Source organism: Azospirillum sp., from assembly GCF_035627195.1.
Classification (GTDB): Bacteria; Pseudomonadota; Alphaproteobacteria; order Azospirillales; family Azospirillaceae; genus Azospirillum.
In genome coordinates this window covers 1-25,968 of record NZ_DASPMG010000139.1, presented here as the reverse complement: position 1 = coordinate 25,968, position 25,968 = coordinate 1, and the positions used below count along the sequence as shown (strand labels likewise).

29 protein-coding genes are annotated in these 25,968 nt (G+C 69.5%); 14 read left to right on the top strand and 15 right to left on the bottom strand.

The genetic code is table 11. From position 1 onward, the window contains the following. Nucleotides 1-248: 248 nt before the first annotated feature. Complete coding sequence (rpoH, locus tag VED21_RS13285; protein WP_324882849.1) at nt 249-1,139, bottom strand: RNA polymerase sigma factor RpoH; 891 nt, start codon at nt 1,137-1,139, stop codon at nt 249-251. 513 nt (nt 1,140-1,652) lie between these two features. Here rpoH and VED21_RS13280 point away from each other — a divergent pair. Then, entirely contained in the window at nt 1,653-2,171 is a 519-nt protein-coding gene (locus VED21_RS13280) for a GNAT family N-acetyltransferase (RefSeq protein ID WP_324882848.1), read from the top strand. A gap of 248 nt (nt 2,172-2,419) precedes the next feature. Here the strand turns inward: VED21_RS13280 and VED21_RS13275 are convergent, their stop codons facing one another. The 5 genes from VED21_RS13275 to VED21_RS13255 all read right to left on the bottom strand — a co-directional run bounded on the left by VED21_RS13275 (nt 2,420) and on the right by VED21_RS13255 (nt 6,788). After that, complete coding sequence (locus VED21_RS13275) at nt 2,420-2,830, bottom strand: MucR family transcriptional regulator (protein ID WP_324882847.1); 411 nt, start codon at nt 2,828-2,830, stop codon at nt 2,420-2,422. A gap of 29 nt (nt 2,831-2,859) precedes the next feature. Further along, complete coding sequence (locus tag VED21_RS13270) at nt 2,860-3,135, bottom strand: HU family DNA-binding protein (protein ID WP_324882846.1); 276 nt, start codon at nt 3,133-3,135, stop codon at nt 2,860-2,862. Nucleotides 3,136-3,403: 268 nt separating this feature from the next. Beyond that, nucleotides 3,404-3,865 carry a hypothetical protein gene (locus VED21_RS13265; protein WP_324882845.1) on the bottom strand — a complete coding sequence of 154 codons (462 nt, stop codon included), beginning with the start codon at nt 3,863-3,865 and terminating at the stop codon, nt 3,404-3,406. A gap of 57 nt (nt 3,866-3,922) precedes the next feature. Further along, complete coding sequence (locus VED21_RS13260) at nt 3,923-5,875, bottom strand: acetoacetate--CoA ligase (protein WP_324882844.1); 1,953 nt, start codon at nt 5,873-5,875, stop codon at nt 3,923-3,925. 130 nt (nt 5,876-6,005) lie between these two features. Continuing rightward, complete coding sequence (locus VED21_RS13255) at nt 6,006-6,788, bottom strand: SDR family oxidoreductase (RefSeq protein WP_324882843.1); 783 nt, start codon at nt 6,786-6,788, stop codon at nt 6,006-6,008. Between the two features lie 137 nt (nt 6,789-6,925). On the opposite strand from VED21_RS13255, the gene VED21_RS13250 reads away from it, so the two are divergent. The 3 genes from VED21_RS13250 (at nt 6,926) to VED21_RS13240 (ending at nt 10,254) form a co-directional block, all read left to right on the top strand. After that, nucleotides 6,926-8,131, top strand: coding sequence for an ABC transporter substrate-binding protein (locus tag VED21_RS13250; RefSeq protein ID WP_324882842.1), 1,206 nt, complete (start codon nt 6,926-6,928; stop codon nt 8,129-8,131). Between the two features lie 69 nt (nt 8,132-8,200). After that, complete coding sequence (locus tag VED21_RS13245; protein ID WP_324882841.1) at nt 8,201-9,085, top strand: LysR family transcriptional regulator; 885 nt, start codon at nt 8,201-8,203, stop codon at nt 9,083-9,085. 104 nt (nt 9,086-9,189) lie between these two features. Continuing rightward, nucleotides 9,190-10,254: an NAD(P)H-dependent flavin oxidoreductase gene (locus VED21_RS13240; RefSeq protein WP_324882840.1), complete on the top strand. Its 1,065-nt coding sequence runs from the start codon at nt 9,190-9,192 to the stop codon at nt 10,252-10,254. A 136-nt stretch (nt 10,255-10,390) separates the two neighbouring features. Here VED21_RS13240 and VED21_RS13235 read toward each other — a convergent pair whose 3' ends face one another. The 3 genes from VED21_RS13235 to VED21_RS13225 all read right to left on the bottom strand — a co-directional run bounded on the left by VED21_RS13235 (nt 10,391) and on the right by VED21_RS13225 (nt 14,256). Beyond that, nucleotides 10,391-11,329: a 3-keto-5-aminohexanoate cleavage protein gene (locus VED21_RS13235; protein ID WP_324882839.1), complete on the bottom strand. Its 939-nt coding sequence runs from the start codon at nt 11,327-11,329 to the stop codon at nt 10,391-10,393. Nucleotides 11,330-11,349: 20 nt separating this feature from the next. Beyond that, entirely contained in the window at nt 11,350-12,300 is a 951-nt protein-coding gene (locus tag VED21_RS13230) for a 3-hydroxyacyl-CoA dehydrogenase NAD-binding domain-containing protein (RefSeq protein ID WP_324882838.1), read from the bottom strand. Between the two features lie 120 nt (nt 12,301-12,420). Further along, nucleotides 12,421-14,256 (bottom strand): ABC transporter ATP-binding protein, encoded by a 1,836-nt coding sequence (locus tag VED21_RS13225; RefSeq protein WP_324882837.1) that lies wholly within the window; start codon nt 14,254-14,256, stop codon nt 12,421-12,423. A 184-nt stretch (nt 14,257-14,440) separates the two neighbouring features. On the opposite strand from VED21_RS13225, the gene VED21_RS13220 reads away from it, so the two are divergent. Genes VED21_RS13220 through VED21_RS13210 form a run of 3 tightly spaced genes read left to right on the top strand, consistent with a single transcriptional unit; the run spans nt 14,441 to nt 15,698 of the window. Further along, entirely contained in the window at nt 14,441-15,274 is an 834-nt protein-coding gene (locus tag VED21_RS13220; RefSeq protein ID WP_324882836.1) for a hypothetical protein, read from the top strand. 43 nt (nt 15,275-15,317) lie between these two features. Next, nucleotides 15,318-15,500: a hypothetical protein gene (locus VED21_RS13215; protein ID WP_324882835.1), complete on the top strand. Its 183-nt coding sequence runs from the start codon at nt 15,318-15,320 to the stop codon at nt 15,498-15,500. A 45-nt stretch (nt 15,501-15,545) separates the two neighbouring features. After that, nucleotides 15,546-15,698 carry a DUF3309 family protein gene (locus VED21_RS13210; protein ID WP_324882834.1) on the top strand — a complete coding sequence of 51 codons (153 nt, stop codon included), beginning with the start codon at nt 15,546-15,548 and terminating at the stop codon, nt 15,696-15,698. A gap of 100 nt (nt 15,699-15,798) precedes the next feature. On the opposite strand, the gene leuA is transcribed toward VED21_RS13210, so the two are convergent. From leuA to VED21_RS13190, 4 genes are all read right to left on the bottom strand, one after another. Beyond that, entirely contained in the window at nt 15,799-17,481 is a 1,683-nt protein-coding gene (leuA, locus tag VED21_RS13205; RefSeq protein WP_324882833.1) for a 2-isopropylmalate synthase, read from the bottom strand. A 315-nt stretch (nt 17,482-17,796) separates the two neighbouring features. Further along, the gene (locus VED21_RS13200; protein WP_324882832.1) at nt 17,797-18,516 is read right to left on the bottom strand and encodes an LrgB family protein; all 720 of its coding nucleotides are present in this window, start codon (nt 18,514-18,516) and stop codon (nt 17,797-17,799) included. Then, nucleotides 18,513-18,869 carry a CidA/LrgA family protein gene (locus VED21_RS13195; protein WP_324882831.1) on the bottom strand — a complete coding sequence of 119 codons (357 nt, stop codon included), beginning with the start codon at nt 18,867-18,869 and terminating at the stop codon, nt 18,513-18,515. The genes VED21_RS13200 and VED21_RS13195 overlap by 4 nt, the downstream gene beginning before the upstream one ends. 45 nt (nt 18,870-18,914) lie before the next feature. Then, nucleotides 18,915-19,562, bottom strand: coding sequence for an alpha/beta hydrolase (locus VED21_RS13190; RefSeq protein WP_324882830.1), 648 nt, complete (start codon nt 19,560-19,562; stop codon nt 18,915-18,917). 208 nt (nt 19,563-19,770) lie between these two features. Between VED21_RS13190 and VED21_RS13185 the strand changes: the two genes are divergently transcribed. From VED21_RS13185 to VED21_RS13155, 7 genes are all read left to right on the top strand, one after another. Continuing rightward, the gene (locus VED21_RS13185; protein WP_324882829.1) at nt 19,771-19,974 is read left to right on the top strand and encodes a hypothetical protein; all 204 of its coding nucleotides are present in this window, start codon (nt 19,771-19,773) and stop codon (nt 19,972-19,974) included. A gap of 110 nt (nt 19,975-20,084) precedes the next feature. After that, entirely contained in the window at nt 20,085-20,549 is a 465-nt protein-coding gene (locus VED21_RS13180) for a DUF3775 domain-containing protein (protein ID WP_324882828.1), read from the top strand. Then, a complete protein-coding gene (locus VED21_RS13175; protein WP_324882827.1) occupies nt 20,546-21,322 on the top strand; it encodes an SRPBCC family protein in 777 nt (258 codons plus the stop codon). Before VED21_RS13180 ends, VED21_RS13175 begins: the two co-directional genes overlap by 4 nt. Further along, nucleotides 21,319-22,500: a zinc-dependent alcohol dehydrogenase gene (locus VED21_RS13170; protein ID WP_324882826.1), complete on the top strand. Its 1,182-nt coding sequence runs from the start codon at nt 21,319-21,321 to the stop codon at nt 22,498-22,500. The genes VED21_RS13175 and VED21_RS13170 overlap by 4 nt, the downstream gene beginning before the upstream one ends. A gap of 10 nt (nt 22,501-22,510) precedes the next feature. Continuing rightward, nucleotides 22,511-22,765, top strand: a complete 255-nt coding sequence (locus VED21_RS13165; RefSeq protein ID WP_324882825.1) for a hypothetical protein — start codon at nt 22,511-22,513, stop codon at nt 22,763-22,765. A gap of 75 nt (nt 22,766-22,840) precedes the next feature. Further along, nucleotides 22,841-23,080, top strand: coding sequence for a hypothetical protein (locus VED21_RS13160; RefSeq protein WP_324882824.1), 240 nt, complete (start codon nt 22,841-22,843; stop codon nt 23,078-23,080). Further along, nucleotides 23,080-23,373 carry a type II toxin-antitoxin system RelE/ParE family toxin gene (locus VED21_RS13155; RefSeq protein ID WP_324882823.1) on the top strand — a complete coding sequence of 98 codons (294 nt, stop codon included), beginning with the start codon at nt 23,080-23,082 and terminating at the stop codon, nt 23,371-23,373. Before VED21_RS13160 ends, VED21_RS13155 begins: the two co-directional genes overlap by 1 nt. Before the next feature lie 12 nt (nt 23,374-23,385). Here VED21_RS13155 and VED21_RS13150 read toward each other — a convergent pair whose 3' ends face one another. Both VED21_RS13150 and VED21_RS13145 read right to left on the bottom strand, forming a co-directional pair. Further along, the gene (locus VED21_RS13150; protein WP_324882822.1) at nt 23,386-25,689 is read right to left on the bottom strand and encodes a PAS domain S-box protein; all 2,304 of its coding nucleotides are present in this window, start codon (nt 25,687-25,689) and stop codon (nt 23,386-23,388) included. Between the two features lie 76 nt (nt 25,690-25,765). Beyond that, nucleotides 25,766-25,968 (bottom strand): ThuA domain-containing protein (locus VED21_RS13145; RefSeq protein WP_324882821.1); only part of this gene is annotated, 203 nt, incomplete at its 5' end.

Genomic DNA, 25,968 nt, shown 5'->3' with positions numbered 1-25,968 from the left:
AGGCTTTTTCAAAGAAAAATACCACCGGGTGCGCGATAGTGCACACGGCGGCGTTACTCGCAAACGCAACAAATTGTCGCACACGCGGATCGGTTGGCCGCATACGGGGATATGAGATTGCGCGCGCCGGCACGCTTCCGGCGCGCCTTCGGCAGGTGGCCGCGACAAAAAATAAGGCCGGCGGCACCCTTTCGGGCGGCCGCCGGCCGTGAGGCGTGTTGGAGGCTTGCTGGAGTCGGTCGCGGCCGTCAGGCGGCCGCCGCCGTCGCCGGGCGGCGCAGCGCCTGCGCGGCGCTCAGCACCGCCTTCTGAAGCTTCTCGAAGGCGCGGACCTCGATCTGCCGGACGCGCTCGCGCGACACGGAGAACTGCTGGCTCAGCGCCTCCAGCGTGGACGGGTTGTCCTTCAGCCGGCGCTCGAACAGGATGCGCCGCTCGCGGTCGTCCAGGCGCTCCAGCGCCTGCCCGACCAGCTTGCGCCGCAGCGCCAGCTCATCCGCGTCGGCGATCAGGCTTTCCTGCGAGGGACGGTCGTCCGCCAGCAACTCCAGCCAATTCGTTTCGCCGTCCGCGCTGAGCGTCGCGTCGAGCGAGCTGTCGGAGGACGCCAGGCGGCGGTTCATCTCGACCACCTCGGTCTCCGGCACGTCCAGTTCGGTGGCGATGGCCGCCACCGTCTCCGGCGACAGGTCGCCCTGCTCCAACTCCTCCATCTGGCTCTTCAGCCGGCGCAGGTTGAAGAACAGCTTCTTCTGCGCGGCGGTGGTGCCCATCTTCACCAGCGACCAGGAATGCAGGATGTATTCCTGGATCGCGGCGCGGATCCACCACGTGGCGTAGGTCGCGAAGCGGAAGCCGCGCTCCGGATCGAATTTCTGGGCGGCCTGCATCAGGCCGACGTTGCCCTCCGCCACCAGATCGGGAAGCGGCAGGCCGTAGCCGGCGAAGCCGCGGGCGATCTTGATGACCAGGCGCAGGTGGCTGCCCACCAGCTGTTCCAGCGCGCGCGGGTTGCCGCGCTGCCGCCAGGCGACGGCCAGTTCGCGCTCATCGTCGGGCGCCAGGATGGGATAGCGCTTCGACTCTTCGACATAGCGGGTCAGGCTGGCGTTTTCGCCCGTCAGTAATTTCTTGAGCACTCCAATGCCTCCTCTCACTAACCCCCAAGATCCGGTGGCGCATTCCCAGGGTGAGGACTGCAGGCGCACAGGTGCACCCACGGTTTCCACCGCTTCGGCTGTTTGGTTGTTGTATGGGGAGTTGCCGAAATTGTCTGAGATGTGCCCAACAGACAAGACCAAATGTGGTCCCGCAGAGGCGCGGAATCAACCCCTTAAACCGTCAGGCTCTAAGGTTTTTCGGCGTATGTCCGGGCTATTCTCTCAACACCGGGGCGGCCCGGTGGAGGTGAACCTTTGGCTCTGCTGGGCGGATACGGCCGACTTACCTTCGGTAGAGGCAGTGTACCGTACTTTACTTTTCGGAGAAGGCTCTGCCCTAAGGCCTTCTTCCGCTTTGGCCGGGGTCTTCGGCGCGATGTCTGTCCTCACCACCGGCACAACGGAAGACATGGGGTGTCCGTCCGGCTTTTGAAGGGGGGATGACGCGTGCTAGCCTTTCGGTACTAGTCTTTGGAGCCATGGAGGGCTGACATGCTCATTCGCGACTCCCGGCCGGACGATCTGGCGCGCATCCAGGCGATCTACGCGCACCACGTTCTGCACGGGCTCGCCTCTTTCGAGGAGGAGCCGCCGGATATGGAGGAACTCGGCCGGCGGCGCGCCGACGTGCTCGGCCGCGGCATGCCGCATCTGGTGGCGGAGCGGGACGGCCAGGTGCTGGGCTTCGCCTACGCCGGGCCGTACCGCCTACGGCGGGCGTACCGCTTCACGGTGGAGGATTCGATCTACGTGGCCGACGACTGCCGCGGGATGGGTGTCGGCCGGGCGCTGCTGTCGGCGCTGGTCGAGCGCACCACGGCGGCCGGGTGCCGGCAGATGATCGCCGTCATCGGCGACAGCGGCAACGCGGCGTCCATCGGGGTGCACGCCAGCCTCGGCTTCACGCAGGCGGGGCTGCTGCACTCCGTCGGCTTCAAGTTCGGGCGCTGGGTGGATTGCGTGCTGATGCAGCGCCCGTTGGGTCCCGGCGACGGCACGCTTCCCGAATGAAAGAAAGGCCGTCGGCGGTCGCCGACGGCCCGAGGTTAGGGAGGAAACGCTCCAAAGGCGTATGCCCAAAGTTTATTTCGCAGCGCACAACGACACCACAGGCGGTTTGTCGCATGTGCCATGCAAATGTCACATATGTTCATCTTCTAATGTTGGGCGCCGGGTAGCGCGAAACGCAAAACAGGCGCGCCTGTGAGGGCGCGCCTGCTTGCGCTTTCAGATCACCGCCGCACGAAGCGGCCGGCGGATCAGCCCAGGACGGCGCGCTTGCGGCCGAGACCCAGCTTGGTGGCCATCTCCGAACGCGCCTTGGCGTAGTTCGGGGCGACCATCGGGTACTCGGGCGGGAGAGACCACTTCGCCCGGTATTCGTCGGGCGACATGTCGTAGACGGTCTTCAGATGCCGCTTCAGCATCTTCAGCTTCTTCCCGTCTTCCAGGCAGACGATGTAGTCCGGCGTCACCGACTTCTTGATCGGAACGGCCGGGGCCTGTTCCGACTTGGTCGGTGCGGACTTCTCTTCGCCGAGGCCACGGAAGGCCGTCTGGACGTTGTTGATGAGCGTGGGCAGGTCGTTGACCGACACCATGTTGTTGCCGACATAGGCCGCGACGACCTTGGCGGTCAGGACCTGCAACTCGGACTGCTCGATGGGCATGACGGCTCTCCGCTGTCGACGGCGTTGGCTCAGCCGTTCACGGCGTCGCGAAGCTGCTTGGCAGGCTTGAACTTCGGCGCCTTGGAGGCGGCGATCTTCACGACCTCGCCGGTGCGCGGGTTACGGCCTTCACGGGCGGCGCGCTCGGCCACCTCGAAGATGCCGAAGCCGGCCAGACGGACTTCCTCGCCCTTGCCCAGCGCCGAGGAGATGCCCTCGAACACCGATTGGACGACCTTGGCCGCCTCGGTCTTCTTGATGCCGGCGGCATTGGCGACGGATTCGATCAACTCGGCCTGGTTCATGAAGGACTCCCTTTATGGTAAGCAAACGATTACGGCTTTACCGAGTTATTGGCAGAAGGAAACCATCTGCACAAGAGCCAATGGCTCCGAGGCAACTGACAATTTATTCCCGTGGCCGTGTTCTTGGCTCACGTGTGGCCTGGATGCATCAATGCTTGGCGGCATTTTATGCGTTTTGCGGCGCAGCAGCCCCTTGGCTGCGGCGTTTGGGCCGGCCGTTTCGTGAATGTCGGGTTCGTCCAGGCGAATCGCGCCGAATCACCGCGCGTTAGAAGCCCAGCTTCTTCAACTCGGCAATGCTGTTCTTGGCGCTGGTGTGCAGGATGAAGATGCCGCCGGCCGCCACCCAGGGGGCGCGCGCCTTCTCGCGGTCGTCCACCAGCACCGTGCCGGGGCCGGCGTGGCGGTGCTTGTCGCGCGCCATACAGGTGATGACGCGCACGTGCGGGCCCAGCATATGCGCGACCCAGCGCCGCTTCTGCTCCGGCGCCCAGGACCCCAGCGGCAGGCCGGTGAGGATGACCGGCTCGTGCGGCGCGCAGAAGGCCCACAGTTCCTGCGCGTCGTGCATGAACTCCAGCGTGCCGAAGAAGTCGGGGTGGCGCGACAGCTCGCGCCACATGACCTTCATGGGCAGGTCTTCCGGCCGCTTGCCGGTCACCGCCTTCACGCCGCGGTCGAAGTCAGCCAGCACGCCGTCCAGATCGAGGAAGAGCTTGGATTTCGTCATCGGCAGGGCCGGCAGGTTGGGTTTTCGCTACGCTCAACCCAACCTGCCGATGCAAGATCACGCCCCCGACAGTTCCGGCCGGTCGCGGAACTCGTCGAGCGCCATGGGGTTGGACAGCGCCTCGGTGTTCTTCACCGGCCGGCCGTGCACCACGTCGCGCACCGCCAGTTCGGTGATCTTGCCCGAGCGGGTGCGCGGGATGTCCGTCACCTGGACGATCTTCGCCGGCACGTGGCGCGGCGAGCAGTTGTCCTTGATGCGCTTCTTGATGGTGTCTTCCAGCGCCTTGTCGAGCTTCATCCCCTCGCGCAGAACCACGAACAGCACGACGCGGACGTCGCCGTCCCAGTCCTGGCCGATGCACACCGCTTCCATGATCTCGGGCAACTGCTCGACCTGGCGGTAGATCTCGGCGGTGCCGATGCGCACGCCGCCGGGGTTCAGCACCGCGTCGGAGCGGCCGTAGATCACCCAGCCGCCGTGCGTGGTCTGTTCGATGAAGTCGCCGTGCGTCCAGACGTTGGGGAAGCGGTCGAAGTAGGCCGCGCGGTACTTGGCCCCGTCCGGGTCGTTCCAGAAGCCGACGGGCATCGACGGGAACGGCTTGGTGCACACCAGCTCGCCCTTCTCGCCCTGCACCGGCCGCCCCTCGTCGTCGAAGGCGGCGACCGCGAGGCCGAGGCCGCGGCACTGGATCTCGCCCTTCCACACCGGAGCGGTCGGGTTGCCCAGCACGAAGCACGACACGATGTCCGTGCCGCCGCTGATCGAGGCGAGGTGCAGGTCCTGCTTGATCGACCGGTAGACGAAGTCGAAGTTCTCCGGCATCAGCGGCGAACCGGTGGAGGTCATGGCGCGCACGGTCGTCAGCTTGTGCGTCTTCGCCGGCTCCAGCCCGAACTTCTCCAGCGACTGGATGTACTTGGCCGATGTGCCGAACAGCGTCATGCCCTCGGCGTCGGCGTAGTCGAACAGGATGTTGCCGTCCGGCGCGAAGGGCGAGCCGTCGTACAGCAGCAGCGTGGCGCCGCTGGCCAGACCCGTCATCAGCCAGTTCCACATCATCCACCCGCAGGTGGTGAAGTAGAAGAACCGGTCCCCCGGCCGCATGTCGCAGTGCAGCCGGTGCTCCTTCACGTGCTGGAGCAGCGTGCCGCCGGCGCCGTGCACGATGCACTTCGGCTTGCCGGTGGTGCCCGACGAATAGAGGATGAACAGCGGGTGGTTGAAGGGCAGCGGCTCGAACGTCAGCTCGGCCGGCTGGTGCGGCTTCAGGAAGTCGCGGTAGCCGACGCCGTTGCGGATGCCGGACAGGTCGGCGTCCTCCGCGACGTAGGGCACGATGACGGCGGTGGTGACGGTGGGCAGCTGCTCCAGCACCTCCTTCGCCTTGGCGCGCACGTCGTGCGCCTTGCCGTTGTACCAGTAGGCGTCGGGTGCGAAGAACACCTTCGGCTCGATCTGGCCGAAGCGGTCGACGATGCCCTGCACGCCGAAGTCCGGCGAACAGGACGACCACACCGCGCCCAGGCTGGCGGTCGCCAGCATGGCGGCCAGCGTTTCCGGCAGGTTCGGCATGCAGGCGGCGACGCGGTCGCCCACGCCGACACCGGCGGCCTTGAGCGCCTGCTGCAGGCGCGACACCTCGGCGCGCAGCTCGGCGTGGCTCCACCGGCGCTTCACCTTGTCCTCGCCCCAGAAGACGACGGCGTCGCCGTCGCCGGTCCGGGCCAGCATGTTCTCGGCGTAGTTCAGCTTCGCGTCCGGGAACCACTGGGCGCCGGGCATCTTGTCGCCGTCGCGCAGCACGGTGTCGCCCGGTTCGCCCTTGATGCCGGCCCAATCCCACAGGAAGCGCCAGAAGTCCTCCTTGCGGGCGACCGACCAGTCCCACAGGTCGTCATAACCGGCGAGGTGCGTGCCGAAACGCGCGTTCACCGCCTCGCAGAAGGTGGTGATGTTGGCGGCGCGCACACGCTCGTCCGACGGGCGCCAAAGCGGGGTTTCCATATCCTGAGACCTCCCAAAACGATCCATACCGTTCAGCCGCGCCCTTCTCGGGCGGGGCCGTGCTCCCCCGTTGCGCGGCAGCATAGCGCAACGCTTTCGCCGCCGCGCCGGGAAAAAGTGCCGGCCCCGCTCAGGCTTCGCTGAAGGTTTCGAAGTTGCCGCAGATGCTGATGCTCTGGCCGGAGATGCGCCGGCCGGGGCCGCAGCTGAGGTAGATCGCCATGTCGGCGATCTCGTCGGGCGACACCTTGGTGTGCATCGACACGTGGCGCAGGAAGAACGCCTCCATCTCGTCGTAGCTCTTGCCCAGCGCCTGGGCCTTCGCCTCGATCACGCGCCGGCCGCGCTCGCCTTCCACCACGCCGGGCTGGATGGCGTTGACCGAGATGTTGAAGGCGCCCAACTCCATCGCCAGCGTCTCGGTGAAGCCCACCACGCCGAACTTCGACGTGCTGTAGGGCGAGCGCTTGGGAAAGCCCAGCCGGCCGGCGATGGACGACAGGTTGACGATGGCGCCGCCGCCGGCCTTCTTCAGCTCCGGCACGGCGCGGCGGGTGGCCAGGAACATGCTGTCCAGGTTCACCGACAGCGTGCGCCGCCATTCCTCCAGCGTCACCTCCTCCACCGGCTTGGTGGGGCCGGCGATGCCGGCGTTGTTGACCAGCACGTCCAGCCCGCCCAGGTCGGCCAGCGCCTCGTCGAAGAAGCGGTCCATGTCCGATTCGCCGGCGACGTCGGCGGCGACGGCGCCGATGGCCGGATTCGCGGCGCGGAAGTCGGTCAGCGCCGCCTGGTCGATGTCGCAGATCCAGACGCGGGCACCCTCGGCGTTGAACCGCTCGGCCATCACGCGGCCGATGCCGGCGGCGCCGGCGGTGATGACCACGCGCTTGCCGGCCGCTTCGATCTTCATGTCCACCCTCCCGTTTGGCCTTGACGGCTTTGCCTGCGAAGATAGGCTGCGTATGGTTGCATGCGCAACCATCGGCGACGCCATCGGAATGCCGGCCGGCGCCGCTCAACGAACAACGATGTGGGAGGATAGGGTTCATGAAGCGATCGCTTCTCATGGCCGGAGTCTGCGCGCTGGGCCTGATGGCGGGCACCGCCGGTGCACAGGTGTCGGACGACAAGGTGAAGATCGCCGTGATGAACGACATGAGCGGCGTCTATTCCGAGCCGTCCGGCATGGGCTCGGTCGAGGCGGTGCGCATCGCCATCGAGGAGATGGGCGGCAAGGTCGCCGGCAAGCCGATCGAACTCATCTCCGGCGACCACCAGAACAAGCCCGACATCGGCTCGGCGCTGGTGAACAAGTGGATCGACGTGGAGCAGGTGGACGTGGTGGTCGACGTGCCGACCTCGTCGGTGGCGCTGGCGGTGCAGGAGATCACCAAGCAGAAGAACCGCGTCTTCCTCATCTCCGGCGCCGGTGCGGCGCAGCTGACGGGTGCCGCCTGCTCGCCCACGTCCGCGCACTGGACCTACGACACCTTTTCCCAGGCGCAGGGCATGGGCACGGCCGGCGTGAAGACGCTGGGCGACAGCTGGTACTTCCTCACCGTCGACTACGCCTTCGGCCACGCGCTGGAGAAGGACGTGTCGGACGTGGTGAAGGCCAACGGCGCCCGCGTGTTGGGCGCGGTGCGCCACCCGCTCAACAACTCCGACTTCTCGTCCTTCCTGTTGCAGGCGCAGGGATCGGGCGCCAAGGTCGTGGCGCTGGCGAACGCCGGCAACGACACCATCAACGCCATCAAGCAGGCGCAGGAGTTCGGCCTGACGCAGAGCGGGCAGACGCTGGCCAGCCTGCTGATGTTCATCACCGACGTGCACGCGCTGGGGCTTCAGGCCGCGCAGGGGCTGGTGCTGGTGGACGGCTGGAACCCGGAGCGCGACGACGAGAGCCGGGCCTTCACCAAGAAGTACATGGCGAAGACCGGCAAGATGCCGACCATGATCCAGGTCGGCAACTACTCCGCCGTGCGCCATTACCTGAAGGCGATCGAGGCCGCCGGAACCGACGAGGCCAAGGCGGTGATGGCGAAGATGCGCGAGACGCCGGTCAACGACGCCTTCGCCAAGGGCGGCAAGCTGCGCGCCGACGGCCGCATGGTGCACGACATGTACCTGATGCAGGTGAAGACCCCGGCCGAATCGAAGGGGCCGTGGGACTATTACAAGGTGCTGGCGACCATTCCCGGCGAACAGGCCTACCGCCCGCTCGACAAGGGAGGATGCCCGCTGGTGAAATAAACTCCCTTGATTGCCGATCCCGGACGGTGATGGAATTCGGGATCGGCAATCGCCTGGGGAGATAGGTCCATGGACGCGGGCGACCTCAAGGTGTTCGAGGCGGTGGCGCGGCTGGGCGGCATGAACCGCGCGGCGGGCGAGCTGAACACCGTGCAGTCCAACGTCACCACCCGCATCCGTCTGCTGGAGGACCAGCTTGGCACGCCGCTGTTCCACCGGCACAGCCGCGGCGTGGCGCTGACCGCGGCCGGGCAGCGGCTGCTGCCCTACGCCGTGCGGGTCCGCCAACTGCTGGAGGACGCGCGCCGGGCGGTGGAGGACGACGGGGTTCCGCGCGGGCCGCTGACGCTCGGCTCCCTGGAGACCACGGCGGGGCTGCGCCTGCCGCCGATCCTGGCCGGCTACGCCGCCGCCTGCCCGGAGGTCGACCTCGTGCTGCGCACGAACACCTCGGCCGGTTTGATCGGCGAGGTGCTGGAGCACCGGCTGGACGGCGCCTTCGTCAGCGGGCCGGTCAACCACCCGGAACTGGCCGAACAGACGGTCTTCCACGAGGAGCTGACGCTGGTCACCGCGCGCACGGTGCGTTCCATCGACGACCTTGCCCGGCGCGGCGACCCGCGCATCGTCGTCTTCCGCGCCGGCTGCACCTACCGCCAGATGCTGGAAAACCTGCTGGCCGGGCGCGGCATCGTGCGGGTGCGGCAGATCGAGTTCGGCTCGCTGGAAGGCATTCTCGGCAGCGTCGCGGCGGGGGTGGGCGTGACGCTGCTGCCGCGCGGCGTGGTCGGCCCGGCCTGGAACGGCCTCGTCACCCTGCACGACCTGCCGCCGGCCCAGGCCCACGTGGAGACGGTGTTCATCCGCCGCCGCGACGCCTACGTCTCCAGCGCCCTGTCGGCCTTCCTGGAGCACGCGCGTCCCACGATGCGCCACGCGGATGCGGCGGAGTGAGGGCGCCTATCGCCCGGCCCGATAGCCCCTATCAGACAAAACCGTTTTTCACGATCGGCCCGGCGGCCTAGCGTCGTCACCAAGACGGCAACGAGGAGGACGACATGCCCGTTCAGACGGCCCTGACGCAGCGGCTTGGCTTGGCGCACCCGATCATCCAGGCGCCGATGGCCGGCGGCGGCGACACGCCGGCCCTGGTCGCCGCCGTCAGCGAGGCGGGCGGGCTCGGCTCCATCGGTGCGGCCTACCTGACGGCGGAGCAGCTGCGTGACACGGTGAAGGCGGTGCGGGCGCAGACGGCGCGGCCGTTCGGCGTCAACCTGTTCGCACCCTTGCCGGCCCCCGCCGCACCGGCGGACATGGCCCCGGCGCTGGCGCGCGTGGCGCCGTTCTACGCGGAACTGGGGCTGCCGGCCCCCGAGGCGCCGGTACCGGCCGGGACCTCCTTCGACGCGCTGTTCCCGACGGCGCTGGACAGCGGGGCGGCGGTGCTCAGCTTCACCTTCGGCCTGCTGCCCGACGCCGCCGTCCGCGCGGCGAAGGAGCGCGGCATGCTGCTGGCCGGCACCGCGACCACGGTCGAGGAAGCCGTCGCGCTGGAGCGCCTGGGCGTCGACTTGGTCGTGGCGCAGGGGGCCGAGGCCGGCGGCCACCGCGGCACCTTCGGCGGCCCGTTCGAGGCGGCGATGGTCGGCACCATGGCGCTGGTGCCGCAGATCGCGGACGCGGTGTCCGTCCCGGTGGTCGCGTCCGGCGGCATCATGGACGGGCGCGGCATCGCGGCGTCCCTGGCGCTGGGTGCCTGCGGCGTGCAGCTGGGCACGGCCTTCCTGACCTGCGCCGAGGCCGGCATCGCCGAGGTCCACAAACAGGCGATCCTGGAGGCCCGGGAGGATGAAACGCGGCTGACGCGTGCCTTTTCCGGCCGCCCGGCGCGCGGCATCGCCAACCGCTTCATGGAGGCGGTGGAGGACGCGGCGCTGCCGTTCCCCATGCAGAACGCGCTGACCCGCCCGCTGCGCGCCGCCGCGGCGAAGCAGGGGCGGGCGGAGTTCCTGTCGCTGTGGGCCGGGCAGGGCGTGCGCATGGCCCGCCGGCAGACGGCGGCCGAGCTGATGGGGCGGCTGGTGGAGGAGACGAAGGCGGCGGTGGGGCGGCTGGCGCGGTAAGGTTTTGCCCCCTCCCTAACCCTCCCCCGCTGAGGCGGTGGAGGGGACTGCCGCCGCTTCGGCACAGAACCCTCCACCTCGTAGAGGGGGAGGGTGCCCGGAGCGCCAGCAGAGGGCGGGAGGGGGCAGTGCGGTTCTAGAACGCCACCTGGTTCCCGCCCTTCAGGTCCAGCATCGCGCGCGCCTCGGTCGGCGTGGCGATGTCCAGGCCCAGTTCCTCGACGATGCGGCGGATCTTCGCCACCTGCTCGGCGTTGGAGGTGGCGAGCTGGCCCTTGCCGATGAACAGGCTGTCCTCAAGGCCGACGCGGACGTTGCCGCCCATGATGGCGCCCATGGTGGCCAGCGGCATCTGGCTGCGCCCGGCGGCCAGGATCGACCACTGGTAGTCGTCACCCAGCAGCCGGTCGGCGGTGCGGCGCATGTGCATCAGGTCTTCCGGGTCGTTGCCGATGCCGCCGCGGATGCCAAAGATCGTCTGCACGAACACCGGCGGCTTGATCAGCCCGCGGTCCAGGAAGTGGGCCAGCGTGTACAGGTGGCCGATGTCGTAGCACTCGAACTCGAACCGGGTGCCGCAGCCCTCGCCGATCTCCTTCAGCACCCACTCGATGTCCTTGAAGGTGTTGCGGAAGATGAAATCCCGCGTCATCTCCAGGTAGGCGGGCTCCCAGTCGTACTTCCAGGTCGTGTACTTGCCGGCCATCTCGTAGAGGCCGAAGTTCATCGAGCCCATGTTGAGGGACGCCATCTCCGGCTTGGCCCAGCGGGCGGCGGCGGTGCGCTCCTCCAGCGTCATGCCGTGGCCGCCGCCGGTGGTGATGTTGATGACCGCGTCCGACTCGCCCTTGATGCGCTGGAGGAAGCGGGCGAACACGTCGGGCGAGGGCGACGGCTTGCCGGTCTCCGGATCGCGGGCGTGCAGGTGCACGATGGCCGCACCGGCGTTGGCGGCGTCGATTGCCTGCTCGGCGATCTCCTCCGGCGTGATCGGCAGGTGGGGTGACATGGTGGGGGTGTGCACGCCGCCGGTGACGGCGCAGGTGATGATGACCTTGCGCGGTGACTTCGCCATGGTTCCGTTTCTCCCTGTTTTCAGTTCTGTGTTCCGCGTTCGCGCTGCAGCAGTTCCAGCAGCGCCATGAGCAGCCGGTCGCGTTCCGCCGCCAGTTCGGCGTTGCTGCGGCCGTGCGCCGCCTCCCGGCAGCCGGTGATCAGCGTCTCCGCCACGTCGGGCGTCAGCGACGGGGTGCCGAGATCCCGCCACCACGTCTCGATGTTGGGGCCGAGGTGGTGGAGGAAGTGCTCCATCCCGCCGGTCCCGCCGCCGAGGTTGAAGATCATGTGCGGCCCCATCAGCGCCCAGCGCAGCCCCGGTCCTTCGGAGATGGCGAGGTCCACGTCCTCGACGCTGGCGAGGCCGGAGGCGACGGCGTGCACCGCCTCCCGCCACAAGGCCGCCTGGAGGCGGTTGGCGAGGTGGCCGGGCACCTCCCGGTTCAGCCGGATCGGCCGCTTGCCGATGGCGTGGTAGAAGGCCATGGTCCGGTCGATGACCTCCGGCGCCGTCTGCGCCCCGCCCACCACCTCGACCAGCGGGATCAGGTGCGGCGGGTTGAACGGGTGGCCGACGACGAATCGCTCCGGCATCCTGCAACCCTGCTGCAGCTCGCTCATGATGAGGCCGGAGGTGCTGGAGGCGAGGATCGCCGAATCATCCAGCGCGTCCTCGATCTCGGCGTAGAGCATGCGCTTGATGTCGGCGTTCTCGGGGCCGTTTTCCTGCACGAACTCCGCGCCGGCCACCGCGGCGCGCGGGTCGGCGTGGAAGCGCCATGCGACGGGGTCGGCGTTCGCAGCCAAACCAAGGCGTTCCAGCGCCGGCCACGCCTTCTCGACGTAGGCGCGCACGAAGGCTTCGGCTTGCGGGTTCGGGTCGGTCACCGCGACGGTCAGGCCGCGGGCCAGGAACTGGGCCGTCCAGCTGGCGCCGATGGTGCCGGCGCCGACGACCGCGACGCGCGTCACCGCGTCGGGCTTCAGCATGTCTCGTCCTCCCATTTTTCGTTGCGCCGAGCATGACGCAGACGAAGCGGGGAGGGCAAGGGCGCGGCGGCGGGAGGCTGCTATTCCGCCGCCGCCATCGCTGTCAGGCCGCCCTCGTCGTCAGGCCGCCGCCGTCAGCCCGGCGACGTGGCCGTGCACGTCGCTGGTCACGCGGACGACGCGGCCCGCCTCCATCTCGATCAGCATGTCGCAGTCGCGCAGCGTGGCGAGGCGGTGCGTGATCATGAAGGTGGTGCGGCCCTCCATCAACTCCTCGACGGCGTCCATGATGACCTTCTCGGTGCGCTGGTCCAGGGCACTGGTCGGCTCGTCCAGGATCAGCACCGGAGCGTCGCACAGGAAGGCGCGGGCGAGCGCGATGCGCTGGCGCTCGCCGCCGGAGAAGCACATGCCGCGCTCGCCCACCGGGGTGTCGTAGCCATTGGGCAGGCGGCTGATGAAGTCGTGCGCGTCGGCGGCCCTGGCGGCCGCGACGATCTGCTCGCGCGTGGCGCCGGGGCGGCCGTAGGCGATGTTTTCGGCCACCGTGGTGGAGAACAGCGTGGTGTCCTGGCCGACGATGGCGAACTGGCGGCGCAGGTCGGCCAGCTTCCAGTCGCGCAGATCCTCGCCATCCAGCCGCACCGAACCCGTGCGCGGGTCGTAGAGGCGCGTCAACAGGCCGATCAGCGAGGTCTTGCCGGATCCGGACTTGCCGACGATGCCTACGCGGCTGCCGGCCGGGATGGCGAAGTCGATGCCGGCCAGGATGTCGCGGCCGGTGCCGTGGTCGTAGGCGACGTTGCGGAACTCGACGTCGCCCCGGGCGCGGTTCAGGCACAGCGCGTTCGGCCGCTCCGCCGGGTCCGGCGTCTCGTCCAGCAGGGCGAAGCTGCGCTGCAGGTTGGCCATCAGCTTCTGCTGGGCGGCGACCTGATGGCCCATGTTCTGCAGCGGCTGGTACAGTTGCGCCAGATAGCTGAGCGCCAGCAGCAGCTCACCCACCGTCAGCGCCCCGGCCACCACGTCGCCGACGCCGATGTACAGCACCGCCGCCGTGCCCGACGCCAGCAGGATGGAGACGCAGAAACCCAGAAGGCTCTCCGCCCGCACCGCACCGAAGAAGGCGGAGATCAGCGCGTCGGTGCGGTCGGCGAAGCGCTTCACCTCGCGCGGCTCCTGGCCGAAGGCGCGCACCACGCGCAGGGCCGACAGCGTCTCGTGCAGCACCGCCTTGGCGGCGCTGTCGCGCTCGCACACCGCCTGCCAGCGGTCGCGCAGGCGGGTGTGCGACAGCGCCGTCAGCAGCGCGAACAGCGGCGACACCGCCAGCGCCACCAGCGCCAGCTTGGGAGAGAGCAGCGAGGTCACCCACACCATGCCGACGAAGTAGGCGAGCGACGTGACGAACGGCAGGATGACGTGGCTGACCTGCCACTGGATGGCCCCGGCGTCGTCCTCGATCCGGTTCAGCGAGTCCGACGTGCCCTTGCTGTCGTGCCGCTGGAGGGCGAGGCGCTGGGCGTGCAGGAACATCTTGGCGCGGAAGGCCGCCACCATGCGCTGCCCCGTCCAGTCGCGCAGGAAGCGGTCGGCCACCCCGTGCACCTGCACGATCAGCGCGGTCAGCAGCACCAGCGACGCCGCCAGCAGCAGTGCGGCCTGCGGCCCGACCGTCAACGCCTCCGGCACCACCGCCGCGACGGCAGCCGGCAGCGGCTTGCCGCCGATCACGCTGTCCACCGCGATGGTCACCGGCAGCGGCATCAAGAGGCCGATCGGCGTGCCCAGCAGGCCAAGCGCCAGCAGCGCCGACAGGTGCAGGCGGAACGGCTTCGCCTCGCGGAACACGCGGCGGTAGATCTCCGGCGTGCGGTGCGGCCTGGCGTGGTCGTTGGCCGCAGTGAGGGCCGGAACGGGTGCCGTAATGGGCGGGGCGGCGGTGGTGTGAGCCATGATCGGTCCCTCGTGGCTGGCGCGGGGGTTTGCCTAAAATTCGCGTCAACCTGGACCGGTATGGTTAATGAGGTGTCACCCGGTTCCCGCCGGGCCGGCATGTCCCAACTTTCTCTCCTTTGTAGGATGGAGTGCGGCTATGGTCTGGGCCGCGGACGATCACGAGAGGCGACGAGGTTCCGGTATGGACGGTGTGGTCTACATTCAGCCGATTTTCGCACCCGATGCCCGCCAGTTCGAACGGAACCGCCGATCGCTGGAGAGCTTCGCCGATTACCTTGCCGCGTACCCGTGCGAACGGCCGTTGCGCGCGGTGTTCGGCGGCTGGGGGCGCGAGCCCTTCGTGGGGGAGATCGCGCGGCTGATCGCCGACCGCTTCCCGGACGCCGTCGTGCGCCTGTACGAGCGCAACTTCGGCAAGGCGCACGTGGTCAACGACCTGTACGACACCGTCGTGAAGGGGCGGATGCCGGAGACGCGCTACCTGCTGCTGGCCGATTCCGACATCGCCTATCCGCTCGACCGGCCGCGCCTGATCGACCGGCTGGTCGATGCGGCGGAACGCTTCTCCGCCTTGGTCGGCAAGCCGTTCGGACTGCTGGCGCCCGACCAGTTGGAGGGCAACGTGCACAACCCGTGCATCCACGACCACACGGTCATCGTGCCCGGCTGCCTGGGCGGCGAGGAGACGATCGTGCATCCCGACTGGGCGGCGGGCATCGCCGGCGGTTGCTGGCTGACCAGCCGGCAGACGTGGGAAATGGTGGGCGGCTACCGGCGCATGGGCGTCTACGCCGGTGAAGACGGCCAGTACCTGCGCGACGTGGGGGGCAAGGGGCTGAGCTACGGCGTGGCGAAGACCATCCCGGTCATCCACCCGCGCGAGGACGACGGTGAGTACGCACAGTGGAAGGTCAGCATGTGCCACCGCGACTCCGACGGGCGCACCGACAAGGACCACGGCGGTCTCGTCGCCGAGGCCGAGGCGTTCTGGGACCAGCGCGACGCGCTCGTCTGATCCGCTGTTGACGGGGGACGAACCACCGCACCGGAGGTCCCCCATGACGCGCGACCGCGACGAGCCCAGCTTCGCCAACGACGTGGACGGTCAGCAGATCCCGTCCATCGAGACCACGCCCGGCACGATCCCGCAGACGCCGCTGCCGGAAAAGGCGCCGTCGCGCCCGCAGTCCCGCCGGAAGAGTGGGGGGCAGCCTGAGCCGGGCGGGAACAAAGCGGTCTAGCTTCCGTTTCTCCGAGACGCTTGCAATGACCTCTCGGAGGACGGAATGAGCACCATCCTGCTCATCATCCTGATCATTCTGCTGATCGGCGCGGTCCCGGCCTGGCCGCACAGCCGCGGCTGGGGCTATGGGCCGAGCGGGATCCTCGGCCTGCTGCTGATCGTCGTGCTGATCCTGGCGCTAACCGGACGTTTCTGACCGGGAACGCTTCTGACCACCCGAAGCCGGGCCGCTCCGGGCCCTCCCCCGCGCGAGGCGGGGGAGGGGGAGCGACGCCCGCTCTGGCGGCACGGCACCGTCAGCGGGCTGCCCGGTTGGCCGCGCTCACCAGGGCGCGGAGCGAAGCGGTGACGATGTCCGGATCGATGCCGGCACCGTGCAGCGTGCGGCCGTCGGCCGTGCGCACCTCGACATAGGCGGCGGCCTGCGAATCCTCGCCGGTGGTCACGGCGTGCTCGTGATAGTCGATCACGTGCATGTCGATGCCGGCGTCGTTGCGCAGCGCGGCCAGGAAGGCGTCGATCGGGCCGGTGCCCTTGCCGCGGATGGTGACCGGGCGGCCGTCCTTCTGCACCACGGCGGTCAGCGTGCGCGGCCCCGACCCCGGGCCGCGCGGCTCGGTGCCGTGCTCGACCAGCGCCAGCGGCTTCTCCACGTCCAGGTACTCGGCCTTGAAGGCCTTGTGGATCTCGGAGGGCGTCAGCTCCTTGCCGGTTTCGTCGGCGATGTGCTGCACGACCTTCGAGAACTCCATCTGCAGCCGGCGCGGGATCTGCAGCCCGAACTCGGACTCCAGGATGTAGGCGATGCCACCCTTGCCCGACTGGCTGTTGATGCGGATTACCGCCTCGTAGCTGCGGCCCAGGTCGGCCGGGTCGATGGGCAGGTAGGGCACCTCCCACTTGCCGCTGTTCGACTTGGACAGCGCCTTCAGCCCCTTGTTGATGGCGTCCTGGTGCGAGCCCGAGAAGGCGGTGAACACCAGCTCGCCCGCGTAGGGGTGGCGCGGGTGCACGGGCAGCTGCGTGCAGTATTCCGACACCCGCACGACCTCGTTGATGTCGTCGATCACCAGCCCCGGATCGACGCCCTGGCTGAACAGGTTCATGGCCAGCGTGACGATGTCGACGTTGCCGGTGCGCTCGCCGTTGCCGAACAGCGTGCCTTCCACGCGGTCGGCGCCGGCCAGCATGCCCAGCTCGGCGGCGGCCACGGCGGTGCCGCGGTCGTTGTGCGGGTGCAGGCTGATGATGAAGCGCTCACGGCCCTTGATGGTGCGGCAGAACCACTCGATCTGGTCGGCGTGCACGTTGGGGGTGGACATCTCCACCGTCGCCGGCAGGTTGAGGATCATCGGCCGGTCGGCCGTCGGCCCCCACACCTCGGCCACCGCCTCGCAGACCTCCACCGCGAAGTCCAGCTCGGTGCCGGTGAAGCTCTCCGGCGAGTACTGGAGGATGACCTCGGTCTCCGGGTGCTCGGCCGTCATCTGCTTGATCAGCTTGGCGCCGTTCACGGCGATCTCGATGATGCCGGCCTTGTCCAGGCCGAACACCACGCGGCGCTGCAGCTCCGAGGTGGAGTTGTACAGGTGGACGATGGCGCGCTTGGCCCCCTTGATCCCCTCGAAGGTGCGGCGGATCAGCTCCTCGCGCGACTGGGTCAGCACCTGGATGGTGACGTCGTCGGGCAGCGCGCCGCCCTCGATGATCTCGCGGCAGAAGTCGAAGTCGGTCTGCGAGGCGGCGGGAAAGCCCACCTCGATCTCCTTGAAGCCCATGCGCAGCAGCAGGTCGAACATGGCGCGCTTGCGCTCCGAGCCCATCGGCTCGATCAGCGCCTGGTTGCCGTCGCGCAGGTCGACCGAGCACCACATGGGCGCCTTGGTGAGCGTGCGGCCGGGCCACTGGCGGTCGGCCAGGACGACGGGCGGGAAGGGCGTGTACTTCTGGGCCGGGTTCGGTCGGGCGATGTGGGTCATGGACTGCAACTCGTCTGAAGGTTTTCTTGGGAGGAAACCGGCTGACGGTCCGGCCGCCGAGCCGCCGGGCGGGCTCAACGGCCGTAGGTAAGTCGCAGCCCCGGCCTCGGCCGGGCGATCGTACTGTGGGTGCTCATGACGGAATGACGGCGACCTGTGGATATGGAAAGGGAACGCGCGAAAACCCGGACGCTGTCAGAGCGCCGGGCCGATAAGTCGCAGGAGCGCGTTCGTGCGGTCGATGGTCGTCATGCGGCGTAATCTGGAAGGCTCGCGCCCGCCTGTCAAGCCGGGATACGGCATAGAAGGCCGCCATCAGGAAAACAGCCGCCACAGCAGCGGCAGCAGCACCGCCGTCGCCAGGCCGTTCAGGCCCATGGCGAGGCCGGAGAAGGCGCCGGCCACCTCGTTCACCTGCAGGGCACGCGCGGTGCCGATGCCGTGCGCCGCCACGCCCATGCCCAGGCCGCGCGCCCGCCAGTCCTTCACCCGCACGAGGTTCAGCGTCCAGGTGCCCAGCGCGGCGCCGACGATCCCCGACAGCATGACGAAGACCGCCGTCAGCGACGGCAGGCCGCCCAGCTGTTCGGACACGCCCATGGCGATCGGCGACGTCACCGACTTCGGCGCCAGCGACAGCAGCGTCTTTTCCGACGCGCCGAGCAGCCAGCCGAGCGCCACCGCGCTGCCCGCCGCGGTCACCGACCCGGTCAGCAGCGCCACCGCCAAGGCACCCAGCGAGCGGCGCACCTGGTTGATCTGGTTGTACAGCGGCACCGCCAGCGCCACGGTGGCCGGACCCAGCAGGAAGTGCACGAACTGCGCGCCCTCGAAATAGGTGCGGTACTCGATCCCGCTCGCCGTCAGCAGCGCGATCAGCACCAGCACGGCGATCAGCACCGGGTTGACCAGCGGCGTGCGCCCGCAGCGCTCGTGCAGCCACAGCCCGATCTGGTAGGCGACCAGCGTCACCGTCAGCCCGGCCAGCGGGTTGGCGGCCAGATAGACCCAGACGTCGCGCAGCGTGTTGTTCATGCCCGGTCCTCCCCGCCGGCCCGGCGCAGCAGGGCGGCCATGATCCAGGCGGTGACGGCGATGGCGAGCACGGTGCTGCCGATCAGCGACACGGCGATGGGCATTGCCTCGTTGCCGAGGAGCCCGAGGTGCACCACCACGCCCGTGCCGGCCGGCACGAACAGCAGCGACAGGTGACGCAGAAGCCCGCCGGCCGTGTCGTGCAGCCCGCGCGGGACGCCGCCGCGCACCGCCAAGCCGATGAACAGAAGAAGCATGCCGATCACCGGCCCCGGCACCGGCAGCTTCAGGGCAAGGGCGATCAGCTCCCCCGCCAGCTGGCAGAGAAGCAGGATGGTGAGGGAACCGAGCATGGAGGGTCTCCGGCGGTGGAGCGGCGGTGGATGCTGCGGTGCATACTACGGCGCGCCGAGCTGGCGCACGATCCAATCCTCCACCTCGCGGCATACCGCCTCCGCGGTTTCGTCCAGGCAGTGTCCGGCACCGGGCATCAGGACCAGCCGCTTGGGCTCGGGCGCCAGCCGGTGCAGCAGCAGCGAGCACTTGGGCGCCAGCACCTCGTCCGCCTCGCCGTGGATCAGCAGAACCGGGCAGTGCAGGTTGACGATGCCGTCGGCGCCGAACCCCTGGGAGGCGAGCGTCACCACGGTGCGCACCACGTCCGGTGCCGACAGCGCCGCCTGGACCACCACGGCGCCGCCGAAGGAATGGCCGGTCAGCGCCACCGCCGACGCGCCGTGCCGGCGCAGGTGCTCGATCCCTTCCAGCACGTCGGCCACAGCATCCGGCAGGCTGGTGGAGCGGCGGAAGCGCACGCGCAGCGACTGGATGCCCTGGTCCCGCAGACTGTGGCACAGGCGCGGGTAGAGGCCGCGCGCCGGCGTGTCGAAACCGCCGCCCACGCCGCCCACCCACAGCGCGGCGCGCCGCGCGTTCGGCACGACGTAGTGGTGCGCCTCCACCGGGCCGCGGGCGCTGTCCAGCACGACGGGGGTGAAGCCGTCGGAAGTGAAGCCGTCGGCGGTGAGGTCGGGTTGAGTCGGCATGGAAGGCTTCCCGTCGTTCCGGTTCTCCCTTCAACACGCGCGGGGAGGGGCCGTTGCGGTGGTGGGCGGTTGCGAGGGTGGGCGGCGGGATTCGGACAAGGGCGGGCAGGACGCTCCCGCCGCCGGCCTGTTGTCGCTGACACGGCCGGCCGCCGAGGCGGCGGCCGCTGAAAACCAGATTACCGGGAACTCAGACGGGAGCGAAGCCATGAGCCGCAACAATCGCGACACCGAGCAGGAAAAGCACCAGTCCGGCGGCCCCGGCAAGGCGGCCAAGAGCGCCCACGTGGACCCCGACAAGGCCGGCAACAAGCCGGAGCAGAACCAGTCCGGTTCCGCCGGGCGCGAGCGCGGCGCCGGCTCCGGCGGCTCGCGCGGCGCGTCGGAGGAGACGCGGCGGCGCAGTTCGTGAGGGGGAGTTCGTAAAGGCGGACGGCCGGAGCGGGGCAAAACGTGTGCGACGATGCCCCACCTCCGCTGTTGGCATTCCCAGACACTCTTCGACCAATCCATAGGTTGATCATGCCCAATCTCCAACGGATCTCCGTCGACACCGTGAAGCGCGCCGCCGACCTCGCGTACGAAGCGGTGGCCGATCGCCAGCGCTACGTCGCCGGGATGCGCAACATCGACCTGGGCGAGCAGGAGCAGGAACGCGGCTCGCGCAACCCCACCGACCTCGACGCGCTCAACATCATGCCGGCCGAGGCCAGCGAGGCGCTGGACCAGCTCCAGCAGCTGCTGTCCGGCCTGACGGCGGAGGAGCGGGTGGAACTGCGCGCCGTCATGCTGGTGGGCCGCGGCGATTACGCCGGCAACGAGTGGGACAAGGCGCTGGACGGGGCCGCCAGCCCGCCGGACGCCTCCGCCTACGACGACATCGCCGAGAAGATCGAGCTGCACGACTATCTGATGAAGGGGCTCTTCGCGCTCGACCTCATGCCCGGCGACCAGCAGCCGGGGCAGCAGCCGGGGCAGCGGACATGAGCGAGGAGCGGATCTGGCAGGGCGGCGGGCCGGCGGGCGGGCACGGCACCGCCGGCCCGGCCGACCGCTGGGCCGCCATCATGGCGGGCACGGTGCTGGGCGTCGCCGGGCTGCGGCGCGGCGACTGGGTGGGCCTCGGCCTCGCGGCCATGGGCGGCGGGCTGCTGTTCGCCGGGGCGGCCGGCGTGCCGGTGGTGCAGGGCGTGCGCGAACTGGGCGGCGCCCGCGTCGCCAGCCTGCTCCCCTCGCCAAGCGAGGAGCCGACCACCGTGCAGGCGGTGGTGACCATCCGCGCCGACCGCGAGCGGCTGTTCCGCCACTGGCGCAACTTCGGCAACCTGCCCAAGCTGATGGACCACCTGGACACGGTGGAGGTGCTGGACCGCACCCGCTCCTGCTGGAAGGCGCGGGGACCCGGCGGCATGCAGGTCGTCTGGCATTCCGAAATCGACAAGGAGCAGGAGAACGAGCTGATCTCCTGGCACACGGAAGAAGGAGCCGACCTGCCGCACCGGGGGCAGGTGCAGTTCCGCGATGCCCCCGGCGGGCGCGGCACCGAGGTGCGGCTGACCATCGCCTACCACCCGCCGGGCGGGCAGGGCGGGCGCATGGTGGCCCGGATGCTCGGCGCGTCGCCCGGCGTGCAGGCGCGCGAGGCGCTGCGGCGGCTGAAACAGGTCATGGAGGCGGGCGAGGTGCCCACCATCGACGGGCAGCCGCACGGCGCGCGCCGCGGCACGATGAAGCTGATGGCAGGAGATATTGCCCCATGAGAGCGCTGTGCTGGAACGGCGTCAACGACCTGCGGGTCGAGCGGGTGGACGACCCGCGCATCCTGGCGCCGCACGACGTGATCATCAAGGTGCGGCTGTCGTCGGTGTGCGGCTCCGACCTGCACCTGATCGACGGCTACGTCCCCACCATGAAGCCCGGCGACATCCTGGGCCACGAGTTCCTGGGCGAGGTGGTGGAGAAGGGGCCGGAGGTCCTGAAGCTGAACCGCGGCGACCGGGTCATCACCATCTCCATCATCGGCTGCGGCAAGTGCTGGTACTGCGAGAACGAGCAGTACTCGCTGTGCGACAACTCCAACCCGCACCCGCATTTCGAGGAGGCGGCGTACGGGCACTGCACCGCAGGGATCTTCGGCTACAGCCACGCCTTCGGCGGCTACGCCGGCAGCCACGCCGAGTACATCCGGGTGCCGTTCGCCGACAACAACTGCTTCCGCGTGCCGGACGGGGTGAGCGACGAGCAGGCGGTGTTCGTGTCCGACGCCGTGCCGACCGGCTACATGGCCGCCGACATGGGCGGCATCAGGCCGGGCGACATCGTCGCCGTATGGGGCTGCGGCGGCGTCGGCCAGATGGCGATGAAGAGCGCCGCCCTGATGGGGGCGGAGCGGGTGATCGGCATCGACCGCTACCCGGACCGGCTGCGCGCCGCGCAGATGAAGGCGGGGGCGGAGCCACTGGACTACACCCGCGTCGACGTTTACGACGCGCTGCTCGCCATGACCGGCGGGCGGGGACCGGACGTGTGCATCGACGCGGTGGGCATGGAGGCCGACGGCTTCGACACCGGCGTGGAGTACTGGTACGACCGCGCCAAGCAGGCGGTGGGGCTGGAGAGCGACCGGCCGGCGGTGCTGCGCCAGATGATCCAGTGCTGCCGCAAGGGCGGCACGCTGTCCATCGTCGGCGTCTACGGCGGCTGGCTCGACAAGTTCCCCATGGGGGCGGCGATGAACAAGGCCCTGACCTTCCGCATGGGTCAGCAGCACGGCCAGCGCTACGCCGCCCGCCTGTTCGCCCACATCGAGAAGGGGGAACTGGACCCCTCCTACCTGCTGACGCACAAATGGTCGCTCGACGACGCGCCGCGCGGCTACCGCATGTTCAAGGAGAAGCAGGACAACTGCATGCGCGTCGTCTTCGCGCCGCAGGAGTGAGGGGCGTGTCATGAAGCTGGTCTATGCCTACGCGACCGAGCAGGGCGAGGCGGTGCAGGCCGAGATCCTCGGCCTGCTGCGCGCCCGCTTCCGCTCCGCCGAGCCCCTGGAGACGGAGGAGCGCGACGCCGAGCGCGGCGGCGGCTCCGACACCATCGTGACGGTCCGGGTGGAGCACGACCACCCGGACGCGGTGGTGGACGCCGTGCGCAACCACCCCGCCGTCATCGACGCGGCGGCCGAAAGCTTCGGCGAGCGGGTGTAGGCGCATCCGAAGGCGGGGCTTCAAGCGCCACCGCCGCCGTGCCATATTCCATGGGACGCTGGCGCGGAGGGAAACATGGCGGTGCACGGCAGGCGGCTCCCCCAGGACGACGACGATTATATCTCGCCTGAGGAGCAGGCCGAACTCGACGAGGCCGAACGCGACTTCCTCGAAGGGCGGACCATGAGCCATGAGGAGGCGAAGGCCTACCTCGGCGAAATCGTCGAAAAGATCGTCGCAGGCACCTTCGATTTTGCGGATTACCCGGAGCTGGCTCCGGCTTCCCGGCCTGCCGGTGTGCGTCGGCGCGCCTGATGCGTGTGCAGTGGACGATCGCCGCTCTGCGATCTGCCGCGGTGCTTTTCCTTTGGATTCGGGAAAGAGATCCACTCGCGGCGGAGCGCGTCTATGACGCGATCATCCGTACCGGCAATTCACTGGCGACCATGGTCCGGCGCCATCGGCCTCGAGCCAACGGCAGGCGAAGAATTCCCGTGGCCGGTTATGAACAGTTCTACATCCGATACCGGATCAGCCTGGAGGATGGCGAGGAAATCGTCGTTCTCGAAACGGTTCGGCGCGGCGCCGGGGACCGGCGCACCACGTGAACAGGCGCGCCCTCACCCCGTCGGCAGAATCACCTGGAAGCAGGTGCCGCGCCCGCCCTCGGCCACGCGCAGGTCGGCGTCGAGTTGGGCGGTCAGCGCCTGGAGGACGCGCATGCCCAGACCGCTGGACGCCTCCGGGCGGAAGCCCGGCGGCAGGCCCACCCCCTCGTCGGAGACGGACAGGCGCAGCCGGCCGCCCTCCGTGCGGTCGAGGGTCACGCGCACCGGGCCGAGCGCGCCGGTGGGGTAGGCGTACTTGGCGGCGTTGGTCACCAGCTCGTTGACGATCAGGCCGAGCGGTAGGGCGGTGTCCGGCGGCAGGGTCGCGCCGACGGCGTCGACGGTGAGCCGGACGCCGCCCAGTCCCAGCGACCCCGCGAGGTCGTGGCAGAGGTCGCGCAGGTAGGGGCCGAAGTCCACCGCCGTCACGTCGCTGAAGCGGTAGAGACGCTCGTGCACGCGGGCGATGGTGGTGACGCGGTTCGCCGTCTCCTGGAAGCGCCAGCGGGCGTCCGGGTCGTTCAGGTCGACGGACTGCATGTAGACGAGGTTGGCGACCATCTGCAGCGAGTTCTTGATGCGGTGGTTCATCTCCCGCATCAGCAGGTCCTGCTGGCGCAGCAGTTCCTCCCGCTCGGCCTCGGCGCGCTTGCGGGTGGAGATGTCCTCGATCACGGCGATGTAGTGCAGCGGCTGGCCGTCCGCGGTGCGCACCAGCGACACCGTCAGGTTCACCCAGACGATGGTGCCGTCCTTGCGGCGGTAGCGCTTCTCCAGCGTGTAGCTGTCGATCTCGCCGGCCTTCAGGCGCCGGCCGTGCGCCATGTCGGCGGGCAGGTCCTCCGGCACGGTGATGTCGCGGTAGCTGATGCGGCACAGCTCCTCGCGCGGGTAGCCGGTGATCTCGCAAAGCCGCTCGTTGATCTGGATCCAGTGGCCGTCCAGGTCGACGTGCGCCATGCCGACGGCGGCCTGCTCGAACGTCGCGCGGTAGCGGGCGTCGCGTTCGGCCTGGGCCTCGCGCTGGCGGCGGCGCCCGGTGACGTCGCGGAAGAAGACGCTCAGCCGGTCGGGCGAGGGGTGGGCATGGCACTCCAGCCAGAGGTCGAGCGGCGGGTAGTGCCCTTCGAACTCCACCGGCGCCTGGTCGGCCATGGCGGCGCGGAAGCGCGTTTCGAAGACGGTGCCGATGGCGGCCGGATACGTCTCCCAGAGGGTTTCGCCGGTGACGTCGCGCCCGCCGTTGAGCAGGTCGCGGGTGCGCTGGTTCTGGTAGAGGATGCGCCAGTCGCGGTCGAGCACCGCCACGCAGTCGGTCGTGCTCTCCAAGACGTGGGAGAGGCGGTCGCGCACGGTGCGCAACTCCGCCTCCATGCGCACGCGCTCGTCCACGTCCTCGAAGGTGCTGACGGCCAGCGCGACGTTGCCGTCGGCGTCGCGCACCGGGGCGGCGCTGACCAGGAAATGCGTGATCCGGCCGTCGCCGCGCCGGTAGCGCATGTGCTGCTGGACCACCGTCTCCCCGGCCACCGCGGCGCGGGCGATCGGGTAGTCCTCGGGCGGCAGCGGCGTGCCGTCCTCGTTCAGCGCCCCATAGCGCACGTAGCCCTGGTAGCTGTCGGATTCGAGGAGCGGGTGGCCGAGCAGCGCGACGGCCCTGGCGTTGTGCATCAGCAGCCGGCCGGACGGCGCCTCGGCGACGGCGACGCCGGAGGGCATCTGCGCCAGCACGGCGTCGAGCTGCGCGCGCTCCAGCCCCGCCCGCTGCTCCGCCCCCGCGCGCTGGAGGGCGGCGCCCAGCAGGTGGGCGAGGCCTTGCAGGTACAGCACGTCGCTTTCGGAAAAGCGGCGGGGCTGGTCGCCGTCCACCTCCAGCACGCCCCACGTCGCGCCGTCGGTGCCGATGGGCACGTTGAGGACGGCGACGACGCCGTGCTGCGCCAGCACCGGCGGGATGCGCAAGTCCCCGGCCGCGCGCAGGTCGGGAACCGCGACCGGCTGGCGCGTGTGCAGCGCCCGGCCGGCCGGCGACTGCCGGTCGGCGGCCACCGTGGCGTGGCCGACCACCCCGTCGCGCCAGCCGACGCCGGCGACGATGAGCAGGTCGTCCATCTCCGGGCGGTGGCGCATGACCTTCGAGCGGACGGAGCCGATGCCGCTCGCCGCCCGGTGCGTCGCCTCGTCGAGCAGGAGGGGCACGCGGCTTTCCGCCAGAGCCCGCGTGCCGAACTCCGTCAGGAGGCGCTGGTGCCGCAGGCTGGCCTGGAGGGCATCCTGCGGCGATGTCTGGCCGTCGTCTTCGGCCGGGCGCTTCATGGTGGCGGTGTTGTTTTGGCAAATTGTTTTGGGATCTAACTAACGCCGCAGACCGCGCCCGTGTTGCATCCGGCCCTCAACTCAACGGTTCGAGCGGCTCCCGCTTTCCGCGCACCGGCGGCTGGAGGCCGGCCGGCGGGGCGGCCCAGCGCACGGCGTTCAGGATCACGCGCCGGACGCCGGGGTGGTGGTAGGTGGGGAACGTCTCGTGCCCCGGGCGGAAGTAGAAGATGCGACCCAGCCCGCGCCGCCACGCGCAGCCGCTGCGGAACACCTCCC

Excerpts from the sequence above, each read along its gene's own strand:
- VED21_RS13275 (WP_324882847.1), bottom strand. The coding sequence starts at position 2,830 with ATGCCCATCGAGCAGTCCGAGTTGCAGGTCCTGACCGCCAAGGTCGTC.
- VED21_RS13260 (WP_324882844.1), bottom strand. The coding sequence starts at position 5,875 with ATGGAAACCCCGCTTTGGCGCCCGTCGGACGAGCGTGTGCGCGCCGCC.
- VED21_RS13250 (WP_324882842.1), top strand. The coding sequence starts at position 6,926 with ATGAAGCGATCGCTTCTCATGGCCGGAGTCTGCGCGCTGGGCCTGATG.
- VED21_RS13170 (WP_324882826.1), top strand. The coding sequence starts at position 21,319 with ATGAGAGCGCTGTGCTGGAACGGCGTCAACGACCTGCGGGTCGAGCGG.
- leuA (WP_324882833.1), bottom strand. The coding sequence starts at position 17,481 with ATGACCCACATCGCCCGACCGAACCCGGCCCAGAAGTACACGCCCTTC.
- VED21_RS13155 (WP_324882823.1), top strand. The coding sequence starts at position 23,080 with ATGCGTGTGCAGTGGACGATCGCCGCTCTGCGATCTGCCGCGGTGCTT.
- VED21_RS13175 (WP_324882827.1), top strand. The coding sequence starts at position 20,546 with ATGAGCGAGGAGCGGATCTGGCAGGGCGGCGGGCCGGCGGGCGGGCAC.
- VED21_RS13195 (WP_324882831.1), bottom strand. The coding sequence starts at position 18,869 with ATGCTCGGTTCCCTCACCATCCTGCTTCTCTGCCAGCTGGCGGGGGAG.
- VED21_RS13165 (WP_324882825.1), top strand. The coding sequence starts at position 22,511 with ATGAAGCTGGTCTATGCCTACGCGACCGAGCAGGGCGAGGCGGTGCAG.
- VED21_RS13220 (WP_324882836.1), top strand. The coding sequence starts at position 14,441 with ATGGACGGTGTGGTCTACATTCAGCCGATTTTCGCACCCGATGCCCGC.
- VED21_RS13265 (WP_324882845.1), bottom strand. The coding sequence starts at position 3,865 with ATGACGAAATCCAAGCTCTTCCTCGATCTGGACGGCGTGCTGGCTGAC.
- VED21_RS13185 (WP_324882829.1), top strand. The coding sequence starts at position 19,771 with ATGAGCCGCAACAATCGCGACACCGAGCAGGAAAAGCACCAGTCCGGC.
- VED21_RS13210 (WP_324882834.1), top strand. The coding sequence starts at position 15,546 with ATGAGCACCATCCTGCTCATCATCCTGATCATTCTGCTGATCGGCGCG.
- VED21_RS13190 (WP_324882830.1), bottom strand. The coding sequence starts at position 19,562 with ATGCCGACTCAACCCGACCTCACCGCCGACGGCTTCACTTCCGACGGC.
- VED21_RS13235 (WP_324882839.1), bottom strand. The coding sequence starts at position 11,329 with ATGGCGAAGTCACCGCGCAAGGTCATCATCACCTGCGCCGTCACCGGC.
- VED21_RS13240 (WP_324882840.1), top strand. The coding sequence starts at position 9,190 with ATGCCCGTTCAGACGGCCCTGACGCAGCGGCTTGGCTTGGCGCACCCG.
- VED21_RS13255 (WP_324882843.1), bottom strand. The coding sequence starts at position 6,788 with ATGAAGATCGAAGCGGCCGGCAAGCGCGTGGTCATCACCGCCGGCGCC.
- VED21_RS13180 (WP_324882828.1), top strand. The coding sequence starts at position 20,085 with ATGCCCAATCTCCAACGGATCTCCGTCGACACCGTGAAGCGCGCCGCC.
- VED21_RS13200 (WP_324882832.1), bottom strand. The coding sequence starts at position 18,516 with ATGAACAACACGCTGCGCGACGTCTGGGTCTATCTGGCCGCCAACCCG.
- VED21_RS13225 (WP_324882837.1), bottom strand. The coding sequence starts at position 14,256 with ATGGCTCACACCACCGCCGCCCCGCCCATTACGGCACCCGTTCCGGCC.
- VED21_RS13215 (WP_324882835.1), top strand. The coding sequence starts at position 15,318 with ATGACGCGCGACCGCGACGAGCCCAGCTTCGCCAACGACGTGGACGGT.
- VED21_RS13230 (WP_324882838.1), bottom strand. The coding sequence starts at position 12,300 with ATGCTGAAGCCCGACGCGGTGACGCGCGTCGCGGTCGTCGGCGCCGGC.
- VED21_RS13160 (WP_324882824.1), top strand. The coding sequence starts at position 22,841 with ATGGCGGTGCACGGCAGGCGGCTCCCCCAGGACGACGACGATTATATC.
- VED21_RS13280 (WP_324882848.1), top strand. The coding sequence starts at position 1,653 with ATGCTCATTCGCGACTCCCGGCCGGACGATCTGGCGCGCATCCAGGCG.
- VED21_RS13270 (WP_324882846.1), bottom strand. The coding sequence starts at position 3,135 with ATGAACCAGGCCGAGTTGATCGAATCCGTCGCCAATGCCGCCGGCATC.
- VED21_RS13245 (WP_324882841.1), top strand. The coding sequence starts at position 8,201 with ATGGACGCGGGCGACCTCAAGGTGTTCGAGGCGGTGGCGCGGCTGGGC.
- VED21_RS13150 (WP_324882822.1), bottom strand. The coding sequence starts at position 25,689 with ATGAAGCGCCCGGCCGAAGACGACGGCCAGACATCGCCGCAGGATGCC.